21 protein-coding genes and 1 pseudogene are annotated in these 18,106 nt (G+C 63.0%); 8 read left to right on the forward strand and 14 right to left on the reverse strand.

Going from position 1 to position 18,106, the window contains the following annotated elements; all coding sequences use genetic code 11:
* Window positions 1-203: hypothetical protein (locus NKH36_RS02710; protein ID WP_352959847.1), on the forward strand; the 203-nt coding region annotated here is incomplete at its 5' end.
* 122 nt (window positions 204-325) lie between these two features.
* Here NKH36_RS02710 and NKH36_RS02715 read toward each other — a convergent pair.
* Together NKH36_RS02715 and NKH36_RS02720 are read right to left on the reverse strand one after the other, a co-directional pair.
* Window positions 326-562 carry a hypothetical protein gene (locus NKH36_RS02715; RefSeq protein WP_352959848.1) on the reverse strand — a complete coding sequence of 79 codons (237 nt, stop codon included), beginning with the start codon at window positions 560-562 and terminating at the stop codon, window positions 326-328.
* 115 nt (window positions 563-677) lie between these two features.
* A complete protein-coding gene (locus NKH36_RS02720; RefSeq protein ID WP_352959849.1) occupies window positions 678-1,850 on the reverse strand; it encodes an amidohydrolase in 1,173 nt (390 codons plus the stop codon).
* A 70-nt stretch (window positions 1,851-1,920) separates the two neighbouring features.
* Between NKH36_RS02720 and NKH36_RS02725 the strand changes: the two genes are divergently transcribed.
* Window positions 1,921-2,772 carry an AraC family transcriptional regulator gene (locus NKH36_RS02725; protein WP_352959850.1) on the forward strand — a complete coding sequence of 284 codons (852 nt, stop codon included), beginning with the start codon at window positions 1,921-1,923 and terminating at the stop codon, window positions 2,770-2,772.
* Window positions 2,773-2,841: 69 nt separating this feature from the next.
* Window positions 2,842-3,273 carry a cupin domain-containing protein gene (locus NKH36_RS02730; protein WP_352959851.1) on the forward strand — a complete coding sequence of 144 codons (432 nt, stop codon included), beginning with the start codon at window positions 2,842-2,844 and terminating at the stop codon, window positions 3,271-3,273.
* Window positions 3,274-3,305: 32 nt separating this feature from the next.
* On the opposite strand, the gene NKH36_RS02735 is transcribed toward NKH36_RS02730, so the two are convergent.
* From NKH36_RS02735 to NKH36_RS02745, 3 genes are all read right to left on the reverse strand, one after another.
* A complete protein-coding gene (locus NKH36_RS02735; protein WP_352959852.1) occupies window positions 3,306-3,689 on the reverse strand; it encodes a nuclear transport factor 2 family protein in 384 nt (127 codons plus the stop codon).
* Between the two features lie 166 nt (window positions 3,690-3,855).
* A complete protein-coding gene (locus tag NKH36_RS02740; protein ID WP_352959853.1) occupies window positions 3,856-4,836 on the reverse strand; it encodes an alpha/beta hydrolase in 981 nt (326 codons plus the stop codon).
* Window positions 4,837-4,898: 62 nt separating this feature from the next.
* Window positions 4,899-5,402 carry a nuclear transport factor 2 family protein gene (locus NKH36_RS02745; RefSeq protein ID WP_352959854.1) on the reverse strand — a complete coding sequence of 168 codons (504 nt, stop codon included), beginning with the start codon at window positions 5,400-5,402 and terminating at the stop codon, window positions 4,899-4,901.
* Between the two features lie 126 nt (window positions 5,403-5,528).
* Here NKH36_RS02745 and NKH36_RS02750 point away from each other — a divergent pair, with 126 nt between their 5' ends.
* On the forward strand, window positions 5,529-6,437 hold the full coding sequence (locus NKH36_RS02750) for a LysR family transcriptional regulator (protein ID WP_352959855.1): 909 nt from the start codon (window positions 5,529-5,531) through the stop codon (window positions 6,435-6,437).
* A 49-nt stretch (window positions 6,438-6,486) separates the two neighbouring features.
* On the opposite strand, the pseudogene NKH36_RS02755 reads toward NKH36_RS02750, so the two are convergent.
* Window positions 6,487-6,940 (reverse strand): annotated as a pseudogene (locus tag NKH36_RS02755) (carboxymuconolactone decarboxylase family protein).
* Window positions 6,941-7,180: 240 nt separating this feature from the next.
* Between NKH36_RS02755 and NKH36_RS02760 the strand changes: the two are divergent.
* Entirely contained in the window at window positions 7,181-7,945 is a 765-nt protein-coding gene (locus tag NKH36_RS02760; RefSeq protein WP_352959856.1) for a copper homeostasis protein CutC, read from the forward strand.
* Window positions 7,942-8,442 (forward strand): GNAT family N-acetyltransferase, encoded by a 501-nt coding sequence (locus NKH36_RS02765; protein WP_352959857.1) that lies wholly within the window; start codon window positions 7,942-7,944, stop codon window positions 8,440-8,442. The genes NKH36_RS02760 and NKH36_RS02765 overlap by 4 nt, the downstream gene beginning before the upstream one ends.
* A gap of 10 nt (window positions 8,443-8,452) precedes the next feature.
* On the opposite strand, the gene NKH36_RS02770 is transcribed toward NKH36_RS02765, so the two are convergent.
* The 7 genes from NKH36_RS02770 to NKH36_RS02800 form a co-directional block, all read right to left on the reverse strand.
* Window positions 8,453-8,701: a hypothetical protein gene (locus NKH36_RS02770; protein WP_352959858.1), complete on the reverse strand. Its 249-nt coding sequence runs from the start codon at window positions 8,699-8,701 to the stop codon at window positions 8,453-8,455.
* Window positions 8,656-9,165 carry a hypothetical protein gene (locus NKH36_RS02775; RefSeq protein WP_352959859.1) on the reverse strand — a complete coding sequence of 170 codons (510 nt, stop codon included), beginning with the start codon at window positions 9,163-9,165 and terminating at the stop codon, window positions 8,656-8,658. Before NKH36_RS02775 ends, NKH36_RS02770 begins: the two co-directional genes overlap by 46 nt.
* Window positions 9,166-9,252: 87 nt before the next feature.
* Entirely contained in the window at window positions 9,253-9,474 is a 222-nt protein-coding gene (locus tag NKH36_RS02780; protein WP_352959860.1) for a hypothetical protein, read from the reverse strand.
* Between the two features lie 211 nt (window positions 9,475-9,685).
* Window positions 9,686-10,483 carry an FAD binding domain-containing protein gene (locus NKH36_RS02785; RefSeq protein ID WP_352959861.1) on the reverse strand — a complete coding sequence of 266 codons (798 nt, stop codon included), beginning with the start codon at window positions 10,481-10,483 and terminating at the stop codon, window positions 9,686-9,688.
* 117 nt (window positions 10,484-10,600) lie between these two features.
* Window positions 10,601-12,949 carry a xanthine dehydrogenase family protein molybdopterin-binding subunit gene (locus tag NKH36_RS02790; protein WP_352959862.1) on the reverse strand — a complete coding sequence of 783 codons (2,349 nt, stop codon included), beginning with the start codon at window positions 12,947-12,949 and terminating at the stop codon, window positions 10,601-10,603.
* A 150-nt stretch (window positions 12,950-13,099) separates the two neighbouring features.
* The gene (locus NKH36_RS02795) at window positions 13,100-13,591 is read right to left on the reverse strand and encodes a (2Fe-2S)-binding protein (RefSeq protein WP_352959863.1); all 492 of its coding nucleotides are present in this window, start codon (window positions 13,589-13,591) and stop codon (window positions 13,100-13,102) included.
* Window positions 13,592-13,848: 257 nt separating this feature from the next.
* Window positions 13,849-14,280, reverse strand: a complete 432-nt coding sequence (locus tag NKH36_RS02800; protein ID WP_352959864.1) for a DUF6841 family protein — start codon at window positions 14,278-14,280, stop codon at window positions 13,849-13,851.
* A 190-nt stretch (window positions 14,281-14,470) separates the two neighbouring features.
* Between NKH36_RS02800 and NKH36_RS02805 the strand changes: the two genes are divergently transcribed.
* Window positions 14,471-15,640 (forward strand): FIST N-terminal domain-containing protein, encoded by a 1,170-nt coding sequence (locus tag NKH36_RS02805; RefSeq protein WP_502911965.1) that lies wholly within the window; start codon window positions 14,471-14,473, stop codon window positions 15,638-15,640.
* Between the two features lie 9 nt (window positions 15,641-15,649).
* Window positions 15,650-16,990 carry an ATP-binding response regulator gene (locus NKH36_RS02810; RefSeq protein WP_352959866.1) on the forward strand — a complete coding sequence of 447 codons (1,341 nt, stop codon included), beginning with the start codon at window positions 15,650-15,652 and terminating at the stop codon, window positions 16,988-16,990.
* A gap of 427 nt (window positions 16,991-17,417) precedes the next feature.
* Here the strand turns inward: NKH36_RS02810 and NKH36_RS02815 are convergent, their stop codons facing one another.
* Window positions 17,418-18,101, reverse strand: a complete 684-nt coding sequence (locus NKH36_RS02815) for a response regulator (protein WP_029353323.1) — start codon at window positions 18,099-18,101, stop codon at window positions 17,418-17,420.
* Window positions 18,102-18,106: the final 5 nt, after the last annotated feature.

Here is an 18,106-nt window from a genome sequence, read left to right on the forward strand (position 1 = left end):
CCGTGGGGGTTCGGGTCACATTGCGACGTTTGTCGTTAATCACGCCAACCTCAATTTTTAAAATTTTATTAAATGCCTTCCCCGGGGGGCGCGCCGCCCCCCGCGCTTTCCACGCCGGGGGGCGCGACTATGCTATGGGCAGTGCCAAATGCGAACAATCAGCAGACTTTTCGATTCCCGCGACCAGGCAGCGCGTGCGGTAGCCGCGCTTCAGGCAGCAGGAGTTTCTCACGAACAGATCAGCGTCATCGGACCTTACGATGACGAAATCAGCGCTGCCTTGCGCGGTCCGGGCGGTGCCGCGCTTGGCGCGGCAGCTGGTCTGTTAATCGGCCTGGGTGCTTTTGGAGCTACCGGCATTGATCCTGTTGGAGCGGCGGCTGGCATGGTCCTCGTTGGTGCGGCCTGCGGCGGCTTTGCTGGTGGGCTTCTCCAGACATCCGCCGATCTTGCCAAAAAGCCGAGTGAGCCGGACGTTGTACAAGGCGTCATTTTTGTGGTGGCGCATGTCGATGAAAACCAGGCCGATACCGCGCAGGGAGTGCTCGAAAATCCCGCTCACGTACTGCAACTCGTGGCCACGGTCGGGTGAGATACGTCGGGTTGGTGTCGCGCAGGCCACGAGGCGCATTCAGATCGGCACTTTTCGCTGAGCCGTCAGTGTTCCCTCCGGCCGTTCACGAGGCGGGAATCGTCTGCTCGACCAGATTGACGTAATAGCGCAGCACGATCGGCACGATTTCGTCATTGAAGACGTAGCGATCGCCATGCAGCCCCTCACCCGGGCCGACATCGCCGACGCCGACCCACGCGTAGCAGCCGCCTGCCTCGCGGACCATGAAGGCGAAATCCTCGCAGCCGAGGCTGGGGCTGAACTCGGTCGCGACGTTCTCCCTCCCGACGGTGGCGGCGGCCGCTTCGACGGCGCGGCCCGTAGCAATCCCGGTGTTGATCAGCGGCGGATAGCCCTTCTTGTAGTCGAGCGTGGCCTTGAGCGAATGGGCCGCGCCAATGCCCCGGGCGATCTCGCCGATCAGCTTCTCGCAATGATCGGAATGACCGGGCTCGAAAAACCGGCAAGTGCCTTGCAGCCAGACCTTGCTAGGCACGATGTTGCCGACATTGCCGCCATGGATCTGGGTGAGGCTGACGACCAGCGCGCTTTGCGGATCGACCGAGCGGCTGACAATGCGCTGGACGGCCTGGACAAAGGCGCCCGCGGCCAGGATCGGGTCGTCGCCGCGCTGCGGCATGGCGGCATGCGCGCCAAGACCCTCGAAGGTCAGCTCGAAATTGTCGACAGCCGCCATCTGCGCTCCAACGCGAGCGGCGATCGTCCCCAGCCTGACGCCCGGCCAGTTGTGGACGGCATACATCGCCTCGACTGGGAAACGCCTAAACAGGCCATCTTCGATCATGCGCAAGCTGCCGCCTTCATTTTCTTCGGCTGGCTGGAAGATGAAGTAGACGATGCCGTCGAAGGCGCGGGATTGGCTGAGCAGCCTGGCGGCGCCGAGCAGCATGGCTGTGTGGCCGTCATGGCCGCAGGCGTGCATCACGCCCTCATTCCTGGAGGCATAGGGCAAGCCGGTCCTCTCGACGACCGGAAGCCCGTCCAGCTCGGCGCGGAGACCGATGGCGCGCGTGCCCGTGCCGCCGCGCAGGACGCCGACAATCCCGGTGCCGCCGATCCCCTCATGCACCTCGTCGAAGCCGAATGCGCGCAGTTTCTCGGAAACGAAACGTGCCGTTTCGTTCTCATCGAATCCGAGTTCGGGATTGGAATGGATATGGTGGCGCCAGGCTATCACCTCTGGCGTCAAGGGGGCGATAGGGTCAGTATGCAGCATGATGCTCCTTCCACGCCGGCAAAGGGCGGTTTGATCCGGGATCACGATAGAAGGTCGCGCAAGAGGCGTCTTGAACCAGATTGACCGCAGCAGGGACGAGAACGTGCAAGCGCCAGAGACCAGCAAATACTGGCGCCATCCCTGCTTCCCTGACCTTGGCCTGTTCAAGGCGCGCTTCACGCAGCACCGTTACGAACTGCACACCCATCCAACCTATGTGATCGCGGTGATTACGTCTGGCTGCGAACGCATCCGCATCGGACGCCACAGCGTTCTCGCTCCGGCAGGCACCATTGCCGTCGTCAATCCCGAGGAGTGGCATGACGGCGAACAAGGTGCGGATGAAGGCTGGGCCTATCGGACGTTTTATCCATCGGTGCCGCTGATGGCGGGGCTCGCCCGCGAGTTGGGCGGAGATGGCGCGCCGATCTTCTCGCACGCGATCATCGAGGACAGCGATCTCGCCGCAGCGTTGGCGGCGGCGCATGAAGGCTCGACGTCCCAGGACACGACGCAGGCCGAGACGTCGCTGCTGGCCGCCCTGAGGCGTCTCATCGTTCGGCATGGCGATTGGAGCGGGCGAACCGAAGAAATCGATAGCTCGGGATCGCGACAGAGGTTCTCGCTCTACGAGGACGTTATCGAAAGCGAACTTGGCTCGCAGCTCGACCTGCAGCGGCTTGCCGACGCCGCGCGCGTCACCCGGTTCCAGGTCATCCGGGATTTCAAGAAGGCGATTGGCCTGACGCCCGCAGCCTATGTCCGGGACCGGAGATTGCGTCGCGCCTGCACCTTGATTGAACAGGGGCTCGGCCTCGCCGATGCCGCCATCGCAGCAGGTTTCGCCGACCAGAGCCATCTTTCCCGCACGTTCCGGGCGACGCGCGGCATGACGCCTGGGATGTTCAGGAGAGCAGGCTAGGCGCTCCTAAACAGACAAGCTTGCGTGCGAATGCTCCCCGCGCAATGCTGACGCAACTCGGGAGGAATCATGCGAAAAATCTTGGCATCTGCGCTGCTGCTAACGGCAGCCCTGTCCGCAACCGCCGCGCACGCGCTGGACGCCAGCGGCACCCCGGTTGTCGTGACCCCGCTTGCCTCACGCACCGAGACGGCGTCCGGCCAGCCGATCACGCTGCCGCAGAAAAACGTGCAGGTCCTGGTTTCGTCCTTTGAGATTGCGCCGGGCGCGACCTTGCCGGTCCACAAGCACCCGTTTCCACGCTATGCCTATGTCCAGGGTGGAACGCTTCAGGTCACCAATGTCGAGACCGGCAAGAGCACCACATACAAGTCAGGGGATTTCATCGTAGAAATGATCGGGCAGTGGCATCAGGCGACCAATGTCGGCGTCGATCCGGTCAAGCTGCTGGTCATCGACCAGGTCGAAGAAGGCACCCAGAACACGGTGTTGCGCCAGTAGGCTGGCAACATCGGCGGTTACCAGCCGGCTGCTCACTTCGCCGCCGCGCTCACCCGGTCCGCGGCGGCGGCCAGCACGGCGCGGTCGCCCTCCTCGTACAGGCGGCGGATGGAGATGGCATTGACGCGCCAGCCTTCGGGTGTCCGCACCAGCCGGTGGAGATAGCTGGCGCCGACCGTCCAGAACCGGCTATCGATCCTGTGGGTCGCGCGGACATGGCTGCGCGCAATCGCATCGTTGCCCGCGCCTTCGACAACGATGTTGGTGATGAGGTGCTGTGTAGCGTCGAACCCCGGCAGCAGGCCTTGCCACTGGGCAATCAGCGCGTCGCGGTCGCTGGTCGCGACCTCGCCACCGAAAAGGCTCGTATAGTCGGTCGTGACGCGGCCGCGAAATAGGATTTGACCCGGTCCCATTCGCGCAAATCGGCATAGAGGCCGATCCCCGCCACTGCCTCGGCGATGGCGACCCTGTCTTCGACCGTCAGCGCACCTCCCGAAGCGCTCAAGGCGGGCGCTGAGAGAGCGGAAATCATCGCAGCGGAAACCGCCGAGGCCAAGACATGCCGGCGCGTGACGAGGCTCATTGCACCGCCTCCCCCGCACCGCCCAGCGTGGCGCGGAAATGCGCGGCGACGGCGTCGCTCGCGGCGCTGACCGGCACAGCACGGTCGTAGAAGTCGAACTGGGCGACTCTGTCGAGCCACAGCTGCTGCTTCTGCCTGGTCAGCCGCGCGTAAAATTTGCGTGCACCCTGTGGGATGGCAGCCGCCTCGCTATGCACCATCAGAAAGGGCTGATGCAGGCGCCGAGCAGCCTGGATTGCATCGAATGTCAGCCAGCCGCGCCAGAACGCCGGATCGGCCTCGTTGCGCCAGGCGGGAATCATCCCGCGATCGGCCTCGGTGTAGTAAGGCACCTTGAACATGATCGCGCGCTCGTCGGACTGGCTGGCGGCGGGCAGGAATGCCTGCTTGCCGGTGCGGCGATACGCGGCCTCGGCCGCGTCGCCCGCGGCTTCAAGCCTGACGACGCCGCCCTTACCGCCATAGGTCTGCTCGACCACCTCGGCATCGTGCAGCCAAGGCGCGACCAAGGCGACCGACTTGATCGCGGCATCTTTAGCGGCGGCAATGACCATGTAGCCGGAGCTGGCGCAAATGCCGAGCCCGCCGATGCGATCCCTGCTGATCTCGGGCCGGGTCGCGAGATACGCAACCGCCGCCTCGATATCGGCGATCTTGGCGCTGGGGTCCTCATATTGACGCCGGGCGCCGCTGCTCTCGCCCCAACCGCGAAAATCGAAGGTCAAGGCGACGAACCCGCGGTCGGCCATCTCGCGGGCGTAGCGGGCCGGCATCTGTTCCTTCACCGTCATCCAGGCGCCGGTCACGACCAACGCGGGCCGAGGCCTCGCCGGGTCCAGATCCTCGGGCAGATAGAGGTCGCCGACGATCTGCTCACCGTGCGAGGCGAAAGTGACGCGCTCGACGCGCGATGCGGCGAAGGCGCTGGAGCCGAACGCGACGGCGGTTGCCGCGGCTAGTGTCAGGATTTTCAACATCGCAAGTCTCCTTTGGCTTGGAGCGGGAAACGCGGCGCGACGGATTTAGGAAGGCCGCCGTCTCAGCGCTCATCCGCCAGTCTGCCGGGCAGTGGCTTCAGCGGGTAGTGCGCCCAGTAGAAGGTGTCCGACTGGTACATGTCGGTCAAAAAATTCTGCGCCTCGGTGATCTTGCCGTCCTTGATGCGAAACATCAGGGCGTAGAGCTGGTCGATCTCGGGACCTGAGCCGACGTTCGACCAGCCGCGATGGATGTCGACGACGAGATCGCCCTGCGCCTGGAAGAAGATCGGCTCAGCCTTGAATTTGCCGTCGGCCAGGCCGCGGAAGAAGGCGACCACTTCCTCCGGCCCGCGCTTGTCGCCGGCGAGCGGATGATGGCCGGGAATGCGCCAGACGATGTCAGGCGCGAGGAAGGGCCGGACCGCCTCCGGGTTCCCGGTCGCATAAGCTGCGTAATAGTCCTTGATCAGCTGGATGTTGCGGTCTTCCTGCGGACCCCCGTTCGCGGGGGCGGCGGACACCGCCAGGAGAGCGCCGGCGGCGAGCAAAGCGAGCCTGGTCATCGGTCCTGTCTCCTTGCCTTTTCGAGCCGTCGCCACGGCGAGGCCCGTTCGTCGGACCAAGATGACGCTTTTTGTTCACCGGAAAAACCCGTATAGTTCGACAAGGCTATTTGGAATATCCTCACAATGCGCCTCGACCAGTTCAGCGGCATCGTCGCCTTCGTGAAAGTTGCGGAGGCAAAGAGCTTCACCCGCGCCGCGGGCGAACTCGGCGTCGCCCCGGCCTCACTGAGCGAGGCGGTGAAGGGCCTCGAGGAGCGTCTGGGGGTGCGACTTCTCAACCGCACGACCCGCAGCGTTGGCTTGACCGAAGCCGGCGCTCACTACCTCGACCACGTGCGCCCGGCGGCTGAAGAGATCTGGGCGGCCGGCGCGGCGCTGCGCGAGACCCGCGATCGCCCCGCCGGCACGCTGCGCCTGAGCCTGCCATGGATCGCCGCCCCACTACTGATCGAGCCGCTGATGAGGCCGTTCATGGACGCTTACCCGGAAGTGCGGCTTAGCCTGATCTTCGACGACAATTTCGTCGATATTGCCGCTCAGGGCTTCGATGCCGGTCTGCGGATCGGCGAGCTTCTCGAGAAGGATATGATCGGCGCGCGTCTAGGCGGGCCGCTGCAGACGGTCGTGTTGGGGAGCCCGGACTATCTGGCGCGTAACGGCACGCCGAAGCGGCCCGCCGACCTCGCCGCCCACCGCTGCATCGCCTTCGCCTTCACCCGCACACGCACTATCTCGCCCTGGGAGTTCATTGTGGATGGACGCCAGGTCGAGTTCACGCCCGACGCACGTCTGATCGTGAACACACTTCCGCTCTGCATTACCGCCGCCGAGCAAGGGCTTGGCCTCGCCTTTGCCGTCGAAGGCCTCGCTGCGCCGCTTCTTGCCTCAGGCGCGCTGGTCAAGGTGCTGGAGCCTTTCTGTCCCACCTACGAACCGCTCCACCTCTATTACCCCAGCCGCCGCCTCGTACCGCCGAAGCTGCGGGCCTTCATCGACTTCGTGCGCGCGAACGCGCACAATTTGCGGATCTGATGCGCCGCCGCGAAACCGGCCACGGCGCCTGTCGGCGAGCCGGTCCGGCTCACCCCCAGACGCCGACCATCTGCCTGGTGGCGGCGTTGAGACGGTTGAAAGCGTTGATCAGGGCAATCTGTATGACCAGGGCGGCGAGCGCCTTTTCGTCATAGTGCCGGGCGGCCTCGTCCCACATCGCGTCCGGCACCGGGTCCGGCCGGTCGCAAAGCCGCGTTGTTGCCTCGGCAAGCGCAAGAGCCGCGCGTTCGGCGTCGGTGAAGTAAGGCGTCTCCCGCCAGGCCGACAAGGTGAAGACACGCTCGTCCTTTTCGCCGGCCTTCTTCAATTCGCGCATGCATGTCGATACAGACGCTGCATCCGTTGATCTGGCTCGCGCGCAAATGGACGAGCTTGCGCGTCACATAGGGCAGGTCAGCCGTTTCCGTCGACTTGTCCAGCGCGAGCATCGCCTGCAGGGCGCCGGGAATGAGAAGCACAGGGTTTTTCATTCTTGCTTGCATGGTGGTTCCTTGTTTTGCCGATTCCGGATGCCAGTCGTCCGGTTTTGTTCTGCCAAAACCAATAACTCGTTAGTTATGGATAAACGAACTCATAACTCGAAGGTTATGAGTGTGTCAAGCGGGAACTTGGCGGCAATGCAAAAGGCAAAAGACCCGTCGCGTTGAGCCAATAGTTCCGGCTTTCGCGGCAAGGAGCCCGATGCTAGGGCTGCACGTCTTGAATCAGCAACGGATCGCCCTGTGACCAACACCGAACGCCCTCGCCCGCCGCTGATCGAAATCTGCGTCGAAGGCATAGATGGCCTGCTCGCCGCCCAGGCCGCTGGCGCCGACCGGGTCGAGCTGTGCGCCAGCCTCGTCGAGGGCGGCATCACACCGAGTTTTGGGACAGTGCGCGCAGCCCTCGAACTGGCGACGATCCCGTTCCACGTCATCGTGCGGCCGCGCGGCGGCGATTTTCTTTACAGCGAAGCCGAGTACAGTTCGATGCTCGCCGATGTGCGCGCGCTGAGCGAGCTTGGCGTGGCCGGTGTCGTCGTCGGCTGCCTGAATGCCGACGGTAGCATCGACGAAAAGCGCATGAGCGAATTGGTGCAGGCGGCGGGGCCCTTGAACGTCACCTGCCACCGCGCCTTCGACATGACGCGCGATCCGGCCGAAGCGCTGGAAGCGCTGATCCGCAGCAAGGTCGGCCGCGTGCTGACCAGCGGTCAGCGCGACACCGCATTGGAGGGCGTGGCCCTGCTGGCGGACCTCGTCCGGCAGGCCGGTAAGCGCATCATCATACTCGGCTGCGGCGGGCTCGACCCCAGGAACATCGCCGAGGTGCGGGAAAGAACCGGACTAACGGAAATGCATTTCGCCGCACTCAAGGACGTGCCGAGTGTCATGCGCTACCGCAATCCCCAGGTTGGCATGGGCGGCACCGACCTCGACCGCGAGTACCGCAATACGGTGACCGACGCATCGCTGGTGGCGGCGACGATTGCGGCGGCGAGAGCATGATAATGGACACGCCTACGCCGATCGACCGGGTCTCGCCGCAGGACGAGCCCGCCGTCCTCGCCCTCAACAACGAGCACGCGGCCGAGTTGTCGTGGCTTGAGCCAGAACGCCTGTCCTTCCTGCTCGGCGAAGCGTTCTATGCGCGCCGCATCGGCGCGCTCGAAGCCTTCATCATGACCTTCGACCAGGACGCCCGCTACGACAGCCCGAACTTCCTGTGGTTCCGCGAGCGCTATCCGCGCTTCGTCTATGTCGACCGTGTCGTTGTCGCGGGAGAAGCACGTGGCCGCGGCCATGCTCGACGGCTCTATGAGAATTTCTTCGACCATGCACGGCGTGCCGGCCAGACCATCGTCACCTGCGAGGGGAATGCCGAGCCGCCCAATCCGGCTTCGGATGCCTTTCACGCAACGCTCGGCTTCGTCGAGGTCGGCGACGCGGTGATCCACGGCGGCAAGAAGGCGGTCCGCTACTATACCAGGCAGATCACCGGCTGAGGCGACAGCTCTACCAGTTGCGGTTCAGCCAGGCGCGGGCCGGCTTTTCGACGATGTAATAGCTGCACAAAGCGCAGGCGAACGCGCCGGCCAGCATCAGCAGCGGCGCACCGCCCTGCGAATAGACGAATTTGTAGAACGGCTGCTGCCACAGATAGAGCGAATACGACCACAGCCCCAGCGTCGCCATCGGCCAGCAGGACAGGAATCCGGTCAGGTAGCGAGCGCTGAAGTCGAGCGAATTGACGGCGAGCGCCAACAGGGGCACCGCGACCAGACAATGGATCGGGTCGGCACCGCATCGATGAACAGAAGAACCGCCCGGACGGACGCCGCCACCGCGACATGCGCCCCCTTGAACAAGGCAGGCAGCCTGTCGTCGGCCTTGAGCAGGCATATCACCGCCGACAGCAGGATCGAGGCGATGTGCACGTCGGTTCGCCAATAGGTGGTTTCGTAGTCCATGCCGAAGACCCAGTACGAGATGGCGCCGTTCGCCGTGGCGAGCGCCGACAGCGCGCTGAGCAGCATGACGACGCGGACACGCCCTGAAACGAAAAAGCTGATCAGCGCCAGGATGACATAGGCATGTTCTTCGACGCATAGCGACCAGATATGGTCGAGCGCGCCGGCGCGGCTAACGACAATCCCGGCATAGTTATAGGTGAATGTCAGCGCCGTCAGCGGCGCCTTCCATTTGAAGGCTATAAACGTGCCGGACAAAGCAACCATCGAAGCGACGACGAAAACCAGCAGCGCCGGATAGATGCGGGAGAACCGGCGCTTGAAGAACGCCTTGAGCGGATAGCGTTAGACAAAGAGAATCTCGGCCATGAGCCGGCCGCTGAGCACGAAGAAGAACTCGACGCCCATGACACCGAGGTTTATTCCGGGAACGGGAAAGAAGTGGCCGATCAGCACCAGTACGATCGACAGGCCGCGCCATCCGTCGAGATGGGCCAGCCTTGTTCTTGACGATGTGTCGGCGGCGGTCCAGGACACGACAAGCTGCGTCGCGGAGATATCCGTCATGCCGGTCCTTTCGCATTTGAACGATGCGAAAGGGCTGCAGGCCGTGACCGTGCGCTCGAGCCCCGGCTCGCATTCCTCCAGGCATATTGCAGTGCAATAGAGCGCTGTGCAAGTGCGAGATGGCCGCACTCTGGCCTGTACGGCCATAATGTCCGAGAGCGACGAAAAAGGGGCCGCGAAGGCCCCTTCCCCAAAGCTGACAAACCCGGCTTCAGGCGTTGGCGGTAGCCACCGCGCGCTTGGCCATCACCACGATCAGATTGGCGCGATAATCGGCCGAGGCATGGATGTCAGTCATCAAATCATCCGCCGGTACTTTCACTCCGTTGAGGGCAGCGGCGTCGAAATTCGTGGCAAGTGCCGCCTCGATTTCCTTCGAACGAAAAACGCCATTGTCGCCGGCCCCGGTGACGGCGACGCGGACTCCATCCGCGCCCTTGGCCACGAACACACCGACGATCGCATAGCGCGATGCCGGATTACGGAATTTTTCATAGGCCGCCTTGGCCGGCGCGGTGAAGGTCACCGCGGTGACGATCTCGCCGTCCTCCAGCGCCGTCTCGAACAGGCCAGTGAAGAATGCGTCGGCGGCAATCTCGCGCCTGTTGGTGACGATAGTGGCGTCAAGCGCAAGAAGTGCTGCCGGATAGTCTGCCGCCGGATCGTTGTTGGCGATCGAGCCGCCGATCGTGCCCTTGTAGCGCACCGCCGGATCGCCGATCAGAGAAGCCATGTGGGCCAAAGCCGGACAGGCCGTCTTCAGTCTCTCGTCGCGAGCGACGTCGTAATGCGTGGTGCCGGCGCGGATGGTGACGGTGGTGCCCGCCACCTCAATGCCTTTCAATTCCTCGATATGCGCAAGGTCGACGAGATCGGACGGTGCGGCAAGCCGCGTCTTCATTGCGGGGATCAGCGTCATGCCGCCCGACAGCAGCTTCGCATCGCCCGTCTCGAGCAGCTTGACGGCATCGGCGACCGAGGCGGCGCGGTGATAGTTGACTGAGTACATTTGTCTTTCTCCCTTCGGGGGAAAGGAGCGAATAGGGAGTAGTGAGTAGCGAATAGGGCCTATCCCTTCGCACGCTCTTTGTTCCCTATTCGCTACTCCCTATTCGCTATTTGCTTATCAGTGTTTCGTCGCCCGGATCGCTGCCCAGACCGTGGACGGCGATGCCGGCATGGCGATATCGGTGATGCCGATGGCGTCGGTGATGGCGTTGATCACCGCCGGCGGTGAGCCGATGGCGCCGGCCTCGCCGCAGCCCTTGATGCCGAGCGGATTGCCCGGGCATGGCGTGTTCGAGGTCGAGACCTTGAACGACGGCAGGTCGTCGGCGCGCGGCATGGTGTAATCCATATAGCTCGCGGTCAAAAGCTGCCCGCTGGCGTCGTAGCGAGTGCCCTCCAGCAAGGCCTGGCCGATGCCTTGGGCGACGCCGCCATGGACCTGACCTTCGACGATCATCGGGTTGATGATGTTGCCGAAATCGTCGGCGGCAACGAACTGGACGATCTCGGTCACGCCGGTCTCCGGATCGATCTCGACCTCGCAGACATAGCAGCCGGCCGGGAAGGTGAAGTTCGACGGATCGTAGAACGACGTCTCCTTCAGCCCCGGCTCCATGCTATCAGGCAGGTTGTGGGCGGTATAGGCGGCGAGCGCCATCTGGAACCACGGCACTTGTCTGTCGGTGCCGGTGACCTTCAAGGCACCGTTTTCGATGACGATGTCGCCCTCGTCGGCCTCGAGCAGATGGGCGGCGATCTTCTTGGCCTTGGCCTCGACCTTGTCGAGCGCCTTGGCGACGGCCGACATGCCGACGGCGCCCGAGCGCGAGCCGTAGGTGCCCATGCCCATCTGCACCTTGTCTGTATCGCCGTGGACGATGGAGACGCTGTCGATCGGCACGCCGAAGCGCTGGTTGACCAGTTGCGCGAAAGTCGTCTCATGGCCCTGGCCGTGGCTGTGCGAGCCGGTCAGCACCTCGATGGTTCCGGCGGCGTTGACGCGCACCTCGGCCGATTCCCACAGGCCGATGCCGGCGCCGAGCGAACCGACCGCCGCCGACGGCGCCAGCCCGCAGGCCTCGATATAGCTGCTCATGCCGATGCCGCGCAGCTTGCCTTTGGCTTTGGCGGTCGCCTTGCGCTGGGCAAAACCGGCATAATCGGCAGCGGTCATGGCCGCGTCGAGCGAAGCGGCATAATCGCCGGCATCATAGTTCATGATGACCGGCGTCTGGTGCGGGAACGAGGTGATGAAGTTCTTTCGGCGAAGCTCCGCCGGCGACACGCCCAACTCGCGTGCGGCGGTCTCCATAGTGCGTTCGAGCAGATAGGTGGCCTCCGGCCGCCCTGCCCCACGATAGGCGTCGACCGGCGCGGTGTTGGTGTAGACGGCGCGCACATTGGCGTGGATCGCCGGAATATCATATTGGCCCGACAACAGCGTCGCGTAGAGATAGGTCGGCACACAGGACGAGAACAGCGACATGTAGGCGCCGAGATTGGCGATAGTGTCGACCTTTAGCCCAATGATCCTGTTGTCCTTGTCGAAGGCCATTTCGACCGTCGAGACATGGTCACGGCCATGGGCGTCGGTGAGAAAGCTCTCAGTGCGGTCGGCGACCCATTTGACTGGCACGCCGGTTTTCTTCGAGGCCCACAGGCAGATGATTTCTTCCGGATAGATGTAGATCTTCGAGCCGAAGCCGCCGCCGACGTCCGGCGCGATGACGCGCAGCTTGTTTTCGGGCGCGACATTGTAGAACGCGCTCATCACCAGGCGCGCGAGATGCGGGTTCTGCGAGGTCGTCCAGCACGTGTAATGGTCCTCGGACTTATCGTAGTAGCCTAGTGCCGCACGCGGCTCCATGGCGTTGGGCACCAGCCGGTTGTTGACGATCTTCATGCGGGTGACGTGGGCAGCGGCCTTGATCGCCGCATTGGTCGCCATGCTGTCGCCGAGCTCCCAGTCGAAAATCAGATTGCCTTCGGCTTCCGGATGGATCTGTGGTGCGCTCCTTTCGAGCGCCTTCGGAGCATCGACGACCGCCTTCAGTTCCTTGTAGGTGATTTCGACCGCTTCGGCCGCGTCGCGCGCCTGGCTCTTGGTTTCGGCAACCACGATGACCACCGCGTCGCCGACATAGCGGACCCTGTCGAAGGCCAGCGGCGACCACGCCCCCATCTTCATCGGCGAACCATCCTTGGAATGAATCATCCATCCGCAGATGAGATTGCCGATGCCGTCGGCCTTGAGCTCCTTGCCGGTCAGCACGCCGATGACGCCCGGCATCGCCTGGGCTTTTTTGACATCGATGTTCTTGATCTCTGCATGCGCGTGCGGGCTGCGCACAAAGGCCGCATGCTTCATGCCGGGAACCACCATGTCGTCGACATAGCGCCCGGCGCCGGTAATGAACCGCTTGTCTTCTTTGCGCGCTACACGAGCGCCAACACCTTCAATGCCCATCGCAGAAATTCCTCCCGAATTTTTGAAGCGAATAGCGAATAGTGACTACCGAATAGGAAAAGAGGAGATTGCAAACTCGCCGGTGCCTCTGCAAATGCGAGCCGGGTTTCTGCCCTATTCGCTATTCGCCACTCCCTATTCGCCTCTTCCCTACGCCGCTTGCCTGGCCCTGCCCTTCGACATCGTGTCCGACGCGGCGAGGATCGCCTTCACGATGTTGTGGTAGCCGGTGCAGCGGCAGATATTGCCTTCGAGCTCGGCCCGCACCGTGGCCTCGTCGAGGCCTTCGGGGTGACGGTTGATCATGTCGGTCGCCGTCATGATCATGCCCGGCGTGCAGAAACCGCACTGTAGCCCGTGGTGCTCCTTGAACGCCGCCTGCACCGGATGCAGGTCGGCACCGTCCGCCAAGCCTTCAATCGTCACGACGTTCGACCCGGAGGCTTGCACCGCAAGCATCGTGCAGGATTTTACCGCCTTGCCGTCGACATGGATCACACAGGCGCCGCATTGCGAGGTGTCGCAGCCGACATGCGTCCCGGTCAGGCCGAGATTCTCCCTCAAGAAATGAACCAGAAGCGTACGGTCTTCGGCAGTGCCGCTGACCCGCTTTCCGTTCACCGTCAACGATATGTCCGACATGAAACCTCCCTGGGTGCTACCTTGGTCGTTTTGGCGTCGGTGGTGCCCGAGCCCTCCGTCTGTCCGCTGTTCTTATACCGCATAATCACAGGAAAATGTGCCGCGGAATGCCGAGATTGCGAGAATGCAGTTCGTCCCAGAAACCGCATATTGTACTTTCGGTCACGCAAAGACAGGGAAACGGCGGAGCGAAGCGAACCACGGTCGCCGTGCGATGCCGCCTTCCGGCCATGAGCGGCTGCGGCGGCAAGCCGATTTCAGCCGATGCCGTGTTTTCTGAGAACCTCCTGCTCGTCGCCTGACACCCACCCAAATATTTTGGGCTCTCCGCCCAGCTTCTGCACGAGGTAGTGGACGTCGAAATCTATCGTGACGTCCGGTCGGTCTTTGCGAGCGTAGGACGACGTCCAGGCGACGTGGGCAACGCAATGATGCTCGTCAATCGGCGAGATGCGAACATCCCGTATTCGCATCTCTTTCGTGCCGATCGCTCGATAGTGATCATAGCCTTGTTCCATAACCTGCTTGAGCTGTTCGTCATTCTTCCCGACCGTGACGCCGGCAGGCGACGCCGCAATGAAGGCGGAGGCATAGACCGATGTGACTTCGTCCATGTCGGCATCGCCGGCGAGGGATTTCCGGAAAAGCTGCTCGTACCTTTCGAATAGCTTCCTGACCTGCGCTTCCATGGATCACGCTCCCTCCCAGTGTGGTTTTGGTTCGAAGTTTTGTTAGCGCTGATGCCGTCAAAAATAGCAGAAAATTCAAATCCATCATGTTGGCTCATTGCCAAAGCAGCACTTGAAGACAACAATGACTTCGACGCCGGCGCGCTAGACGCGCACAAAAAGAGCGTCGGAGGAATGGAGGAGGAAGCCGCTGGCCAGTTCACGGACGCGCTATGCATGCGGCCTATCGGTTCTCACCACCGACGAACCCGACGCGGATGCGTTCGCCCGGGCGGTGGCCGTGGAAGCCGCGGCCACCGACGCGGGGTTCGCCCTGCTGTTTTTCTCGCAGAGTCTCCTTGAGGCAGTCGCCCTTTCGGAAGCGCTGAAGGCGCACGCGCCGGCGCTCCACTATGCCGGCTGCTCGACGGCCGGCGAGATTACGCCCAAAGGCCTGGAGGAAGGCCAGGTCCTGGCCATGCTGCTTCCCTCCGCATCGTTTTCAGCAGCCAGCACCATGGTCGAAAATCTGTCCTCATCGGGCATGGACGGGATCACCGGCGAAGTCGAGGCGCTGAGGCGTTCGTTACGCGGGCGCGTCGGGCACGAGCGAGCCGACACCACCTTTGCGCTCTGCTTTATCGACGGGCTGTCCTATGCCGAGGAAGCGGTGACTTCCGCCATCCATTGGGGGCTCGACGATATTCCGCTGATCGGCGGGTCGGCCGGCGATGATTTGAAATTCGAGACGACGCGGCTGATCTCGAACGGCAAAGTTACCTGCGACAGCGCCATCATCGTGCTGATCACCACGGAAATTCCTTTCCACGTGTTCAAGACCGACAATTTCGTCCCCACCGACGAGAAGCTGGTGGTGACCGCCTCCGATCCCGATCACCGCACCGTGCGCGAATTCAACGCCACCAATGCCGCCGAGGAATATGCCGCCTCGGTTGGCGTCATCCCGCAGATGCTGACGCCGCTGAGTTTTGCTTCGCATCCGGTGGTGGTGAAAGTGGGCGGCGAATTTTACTGCCGTTCGATCCAGAAGATGCACGCGGACGGCTCGCTGTCGTTCTTCTGCGCCATCGACGATGGCGTCGTCCTTTCCATCGCCCAGCCCAAGAACATGGTGGAATCGACACGTGCCGCCTTTAGGGATGTCGAGGAAAGGCTTGGCGGCATCGACATGATTCTCGGCTTCGACTGCGTGCTGCGCAGGCTCGACGCGCGCAACCGGCAGGTCTTTCGGGAGATTTCGGAACTCTACAAGGTCAACAACGTCGTCGGCTTCGGCACCTATGGAGAGCAGTACCGGTCGATGCATCTGAACCAGACGTTCACTGGCATCGCCTTCGGAGAGCGGCAGGCGGCGGAGTAGGAGGTTCTTATGCCGCTCAGGAACATCAACGACCTGGAAAAGCTGAAGAAGATCAACGCAGCCCTTGTCAGCCGCGTCGAGCGCTCGATGGACCAGCAGGGCAATGCGTTCTCGCTGTTCCAGACCGCGATTTCGCTCGAGAATCGAGTGCGTACGCGCACCGAGGAACTGCACTCGACACTGCGTAGATTGGAACAATCCAACATCGATCTCAGTGCCGCCAAGGAAAACGCCGAGCTGGCGAACCTGTCCAAGACCAGGTTCCTGGCAGCCGCCAGCCACGACGTGCTGCAACCCTTGAACGCCGCACATCTCTCCGTCTCGGCGCTGGCCGAAGTGCAGACCAGCGACGAGGGCAAAAAACTGGTCCGGCAGGTCGAGCGCTCGCTGGAGACGATGGAGGACCTGCTCCGCACCCTGCTCGACATTTCCAAGCTCGACGCCGGCGTCGTGCAGCCCGATATCGGCGACGTCAGCCTCGAGATGCTGTTTTCGTCGCTGCGTTCGGATTTCCTGCCGGTCGCCGAAATGAAGGGCCTGACGCTAAAATTCCGGCCGGTCAACGCCGTCGTGCGTTCGGACCGCACCTTGCTGCGCCGGATCCTGCAGAACATTCTTTCCAACGCGCTGCGCTACACCCGCTCCGGCGGCGTGCTGGTCGGCACCAGGCTTCGCGGCGACACGATCCGCATCGATGTCGCCGATACCGGCTGCGGTATACCCGACGACCAGCGCGAGGCCGTGTTCGAGGAATTCCACCGCGGCACGATCCCGACCGATGCCGGGCTTGCCGGCGGCGGGCTGGGATTGGGCCTGGCCATCGTGCGCCGCATCGCCGCCGCACTCGGCCATCCCGTGACGTTTTCCTCGAAGGTCGGACACGGCACGATTTTCCATATCGACGTTCCGGTCGGAATCGGCGCCAGCGTCGATGCCATTGCCAGCACCGCCGACATGGAGCGGCCGCGCGGCTACGGTCTGTTCGGCACAAAGGTGCTGCTGGTCGAGAACGACGTCGAGGTGCTGCAGGCGATGACGTCCCTGCTCGAGCGCTGGCAATGCCTGGTGCGCCCCGCCACCTCGACCGATGCTGCACTCGACATGCTTGGCGATACGGACTGGGTGCCGGACATCGTCATAGCCGACCAGCATCTCGACGGCGGCGACCTCGGCACCACGACCATCGCCGAGGTCCGCGATTATCTCAGCCGCGCCGTGCCGGCGCTGATCGTCACCGCCGACGGTTCGGAGACCGTTGCCAAAGTCGCCCGCGCGGCCGGCATCGAGCTGATGCGCAAGCCGCTGAAACCGGCGCAGCTACGCGCGCTGCTCGCGCATCTCTTGGCTTGAGACCTTGCCCCCAGAAGACATGGGCAGAAGACCGCGAGCGACCAGAAAATGGTGCGCCGTCACCGTAATTCTTACATAGGCAGATCCCAAAATCGTGAGATTGGCTGAAAACGCCTATCGCTTCGTCATCCTGGGGCGTAGCAAGGAGCGAAGCGACGCGGCGCAGACCCCAGTATCCATGCCGCGACTTGAGAGCACCGCTGCAGTGCAGAATTCTGCTCCGCGGCACCCTTCAGCCGAGGTTACGGCATGGATCCCAGGGTCTCCGCGACGGAGCTTCGCCCAGGGATGATGAAGCTGGGCCAAATTCCCAACGTTTGCGGCCGCCGGCACGGCAGGCGCGCTCGACGTCATCGACCGCAAGAACTCTATGATCGATCGCGTGGCTTTCGTCGTGTGTAGCGGAACGCCTGCCCGCAGCCGGCGCCTAAAACCCCGCCTGGCCGCGAAACAGCTCGGCACTGTCGAGCTTCGAAACCTCGATGACGGCTTGCGTCCGGCTGTAGACGTTGAGCTTGCGCAGGATCTCGGAGACATGCGCCTTGACGGTGGTTTCGCCGACCTGCAGCTCGTAGGCGATCTGCTTGTTGAGCAAGCCCTGGCGCAGCATCTGCAGCACCCGCAATTGCTGCGGCGTCAATTTGGCTAGGCGCTGCACCATCTCGGCGCGATCGGTGCTGTCGGCGTCGGGCGGCTGGCCTTCATAGGTTTCGGGCACGTAGATCGCGCCCTCCATCACCGAGCGGATGGCGGCGGCCAGGTCGCTCTTGCGCGCCGATTTCGGGATGAAGCCGGCAGCACCATAGGACAGCGCCTCGGAAATGATCTTTGGCTCCTCATGCCCCGAAACGATGACCACCGGCAGGCGCGGATAGCGGGTCCGAAGCTGCAGCAGCCCGTCGAAGCCATGCACATCAGGCATGCTGAGATCGAGCAGCGCGAGATCGAATGGCTTGGCATCTGCCAGAAGTTCAAATGCCTCGGTGATCGAACGCGCCTCGACGGTGTCGACGTCCGGATAGGCCATTTGCACAGCGCTGTGCAGCGCCTCGCGAAACAGCGGGTGGTCGTCGATGATCAGAAACCTAGCGCTATCGTTGACTGCGGTCATTGGCG

It is taken from the genome of Mesorhizobium sp. M1312 (genome assembly GCF_040318115.1).
Classification (GTDB): domain Bacteria; phylum Pseudomonadota; class Alphaproteobacteria; order Rhizobiales; family Rhizobiaceae; genus Mesorhizobium.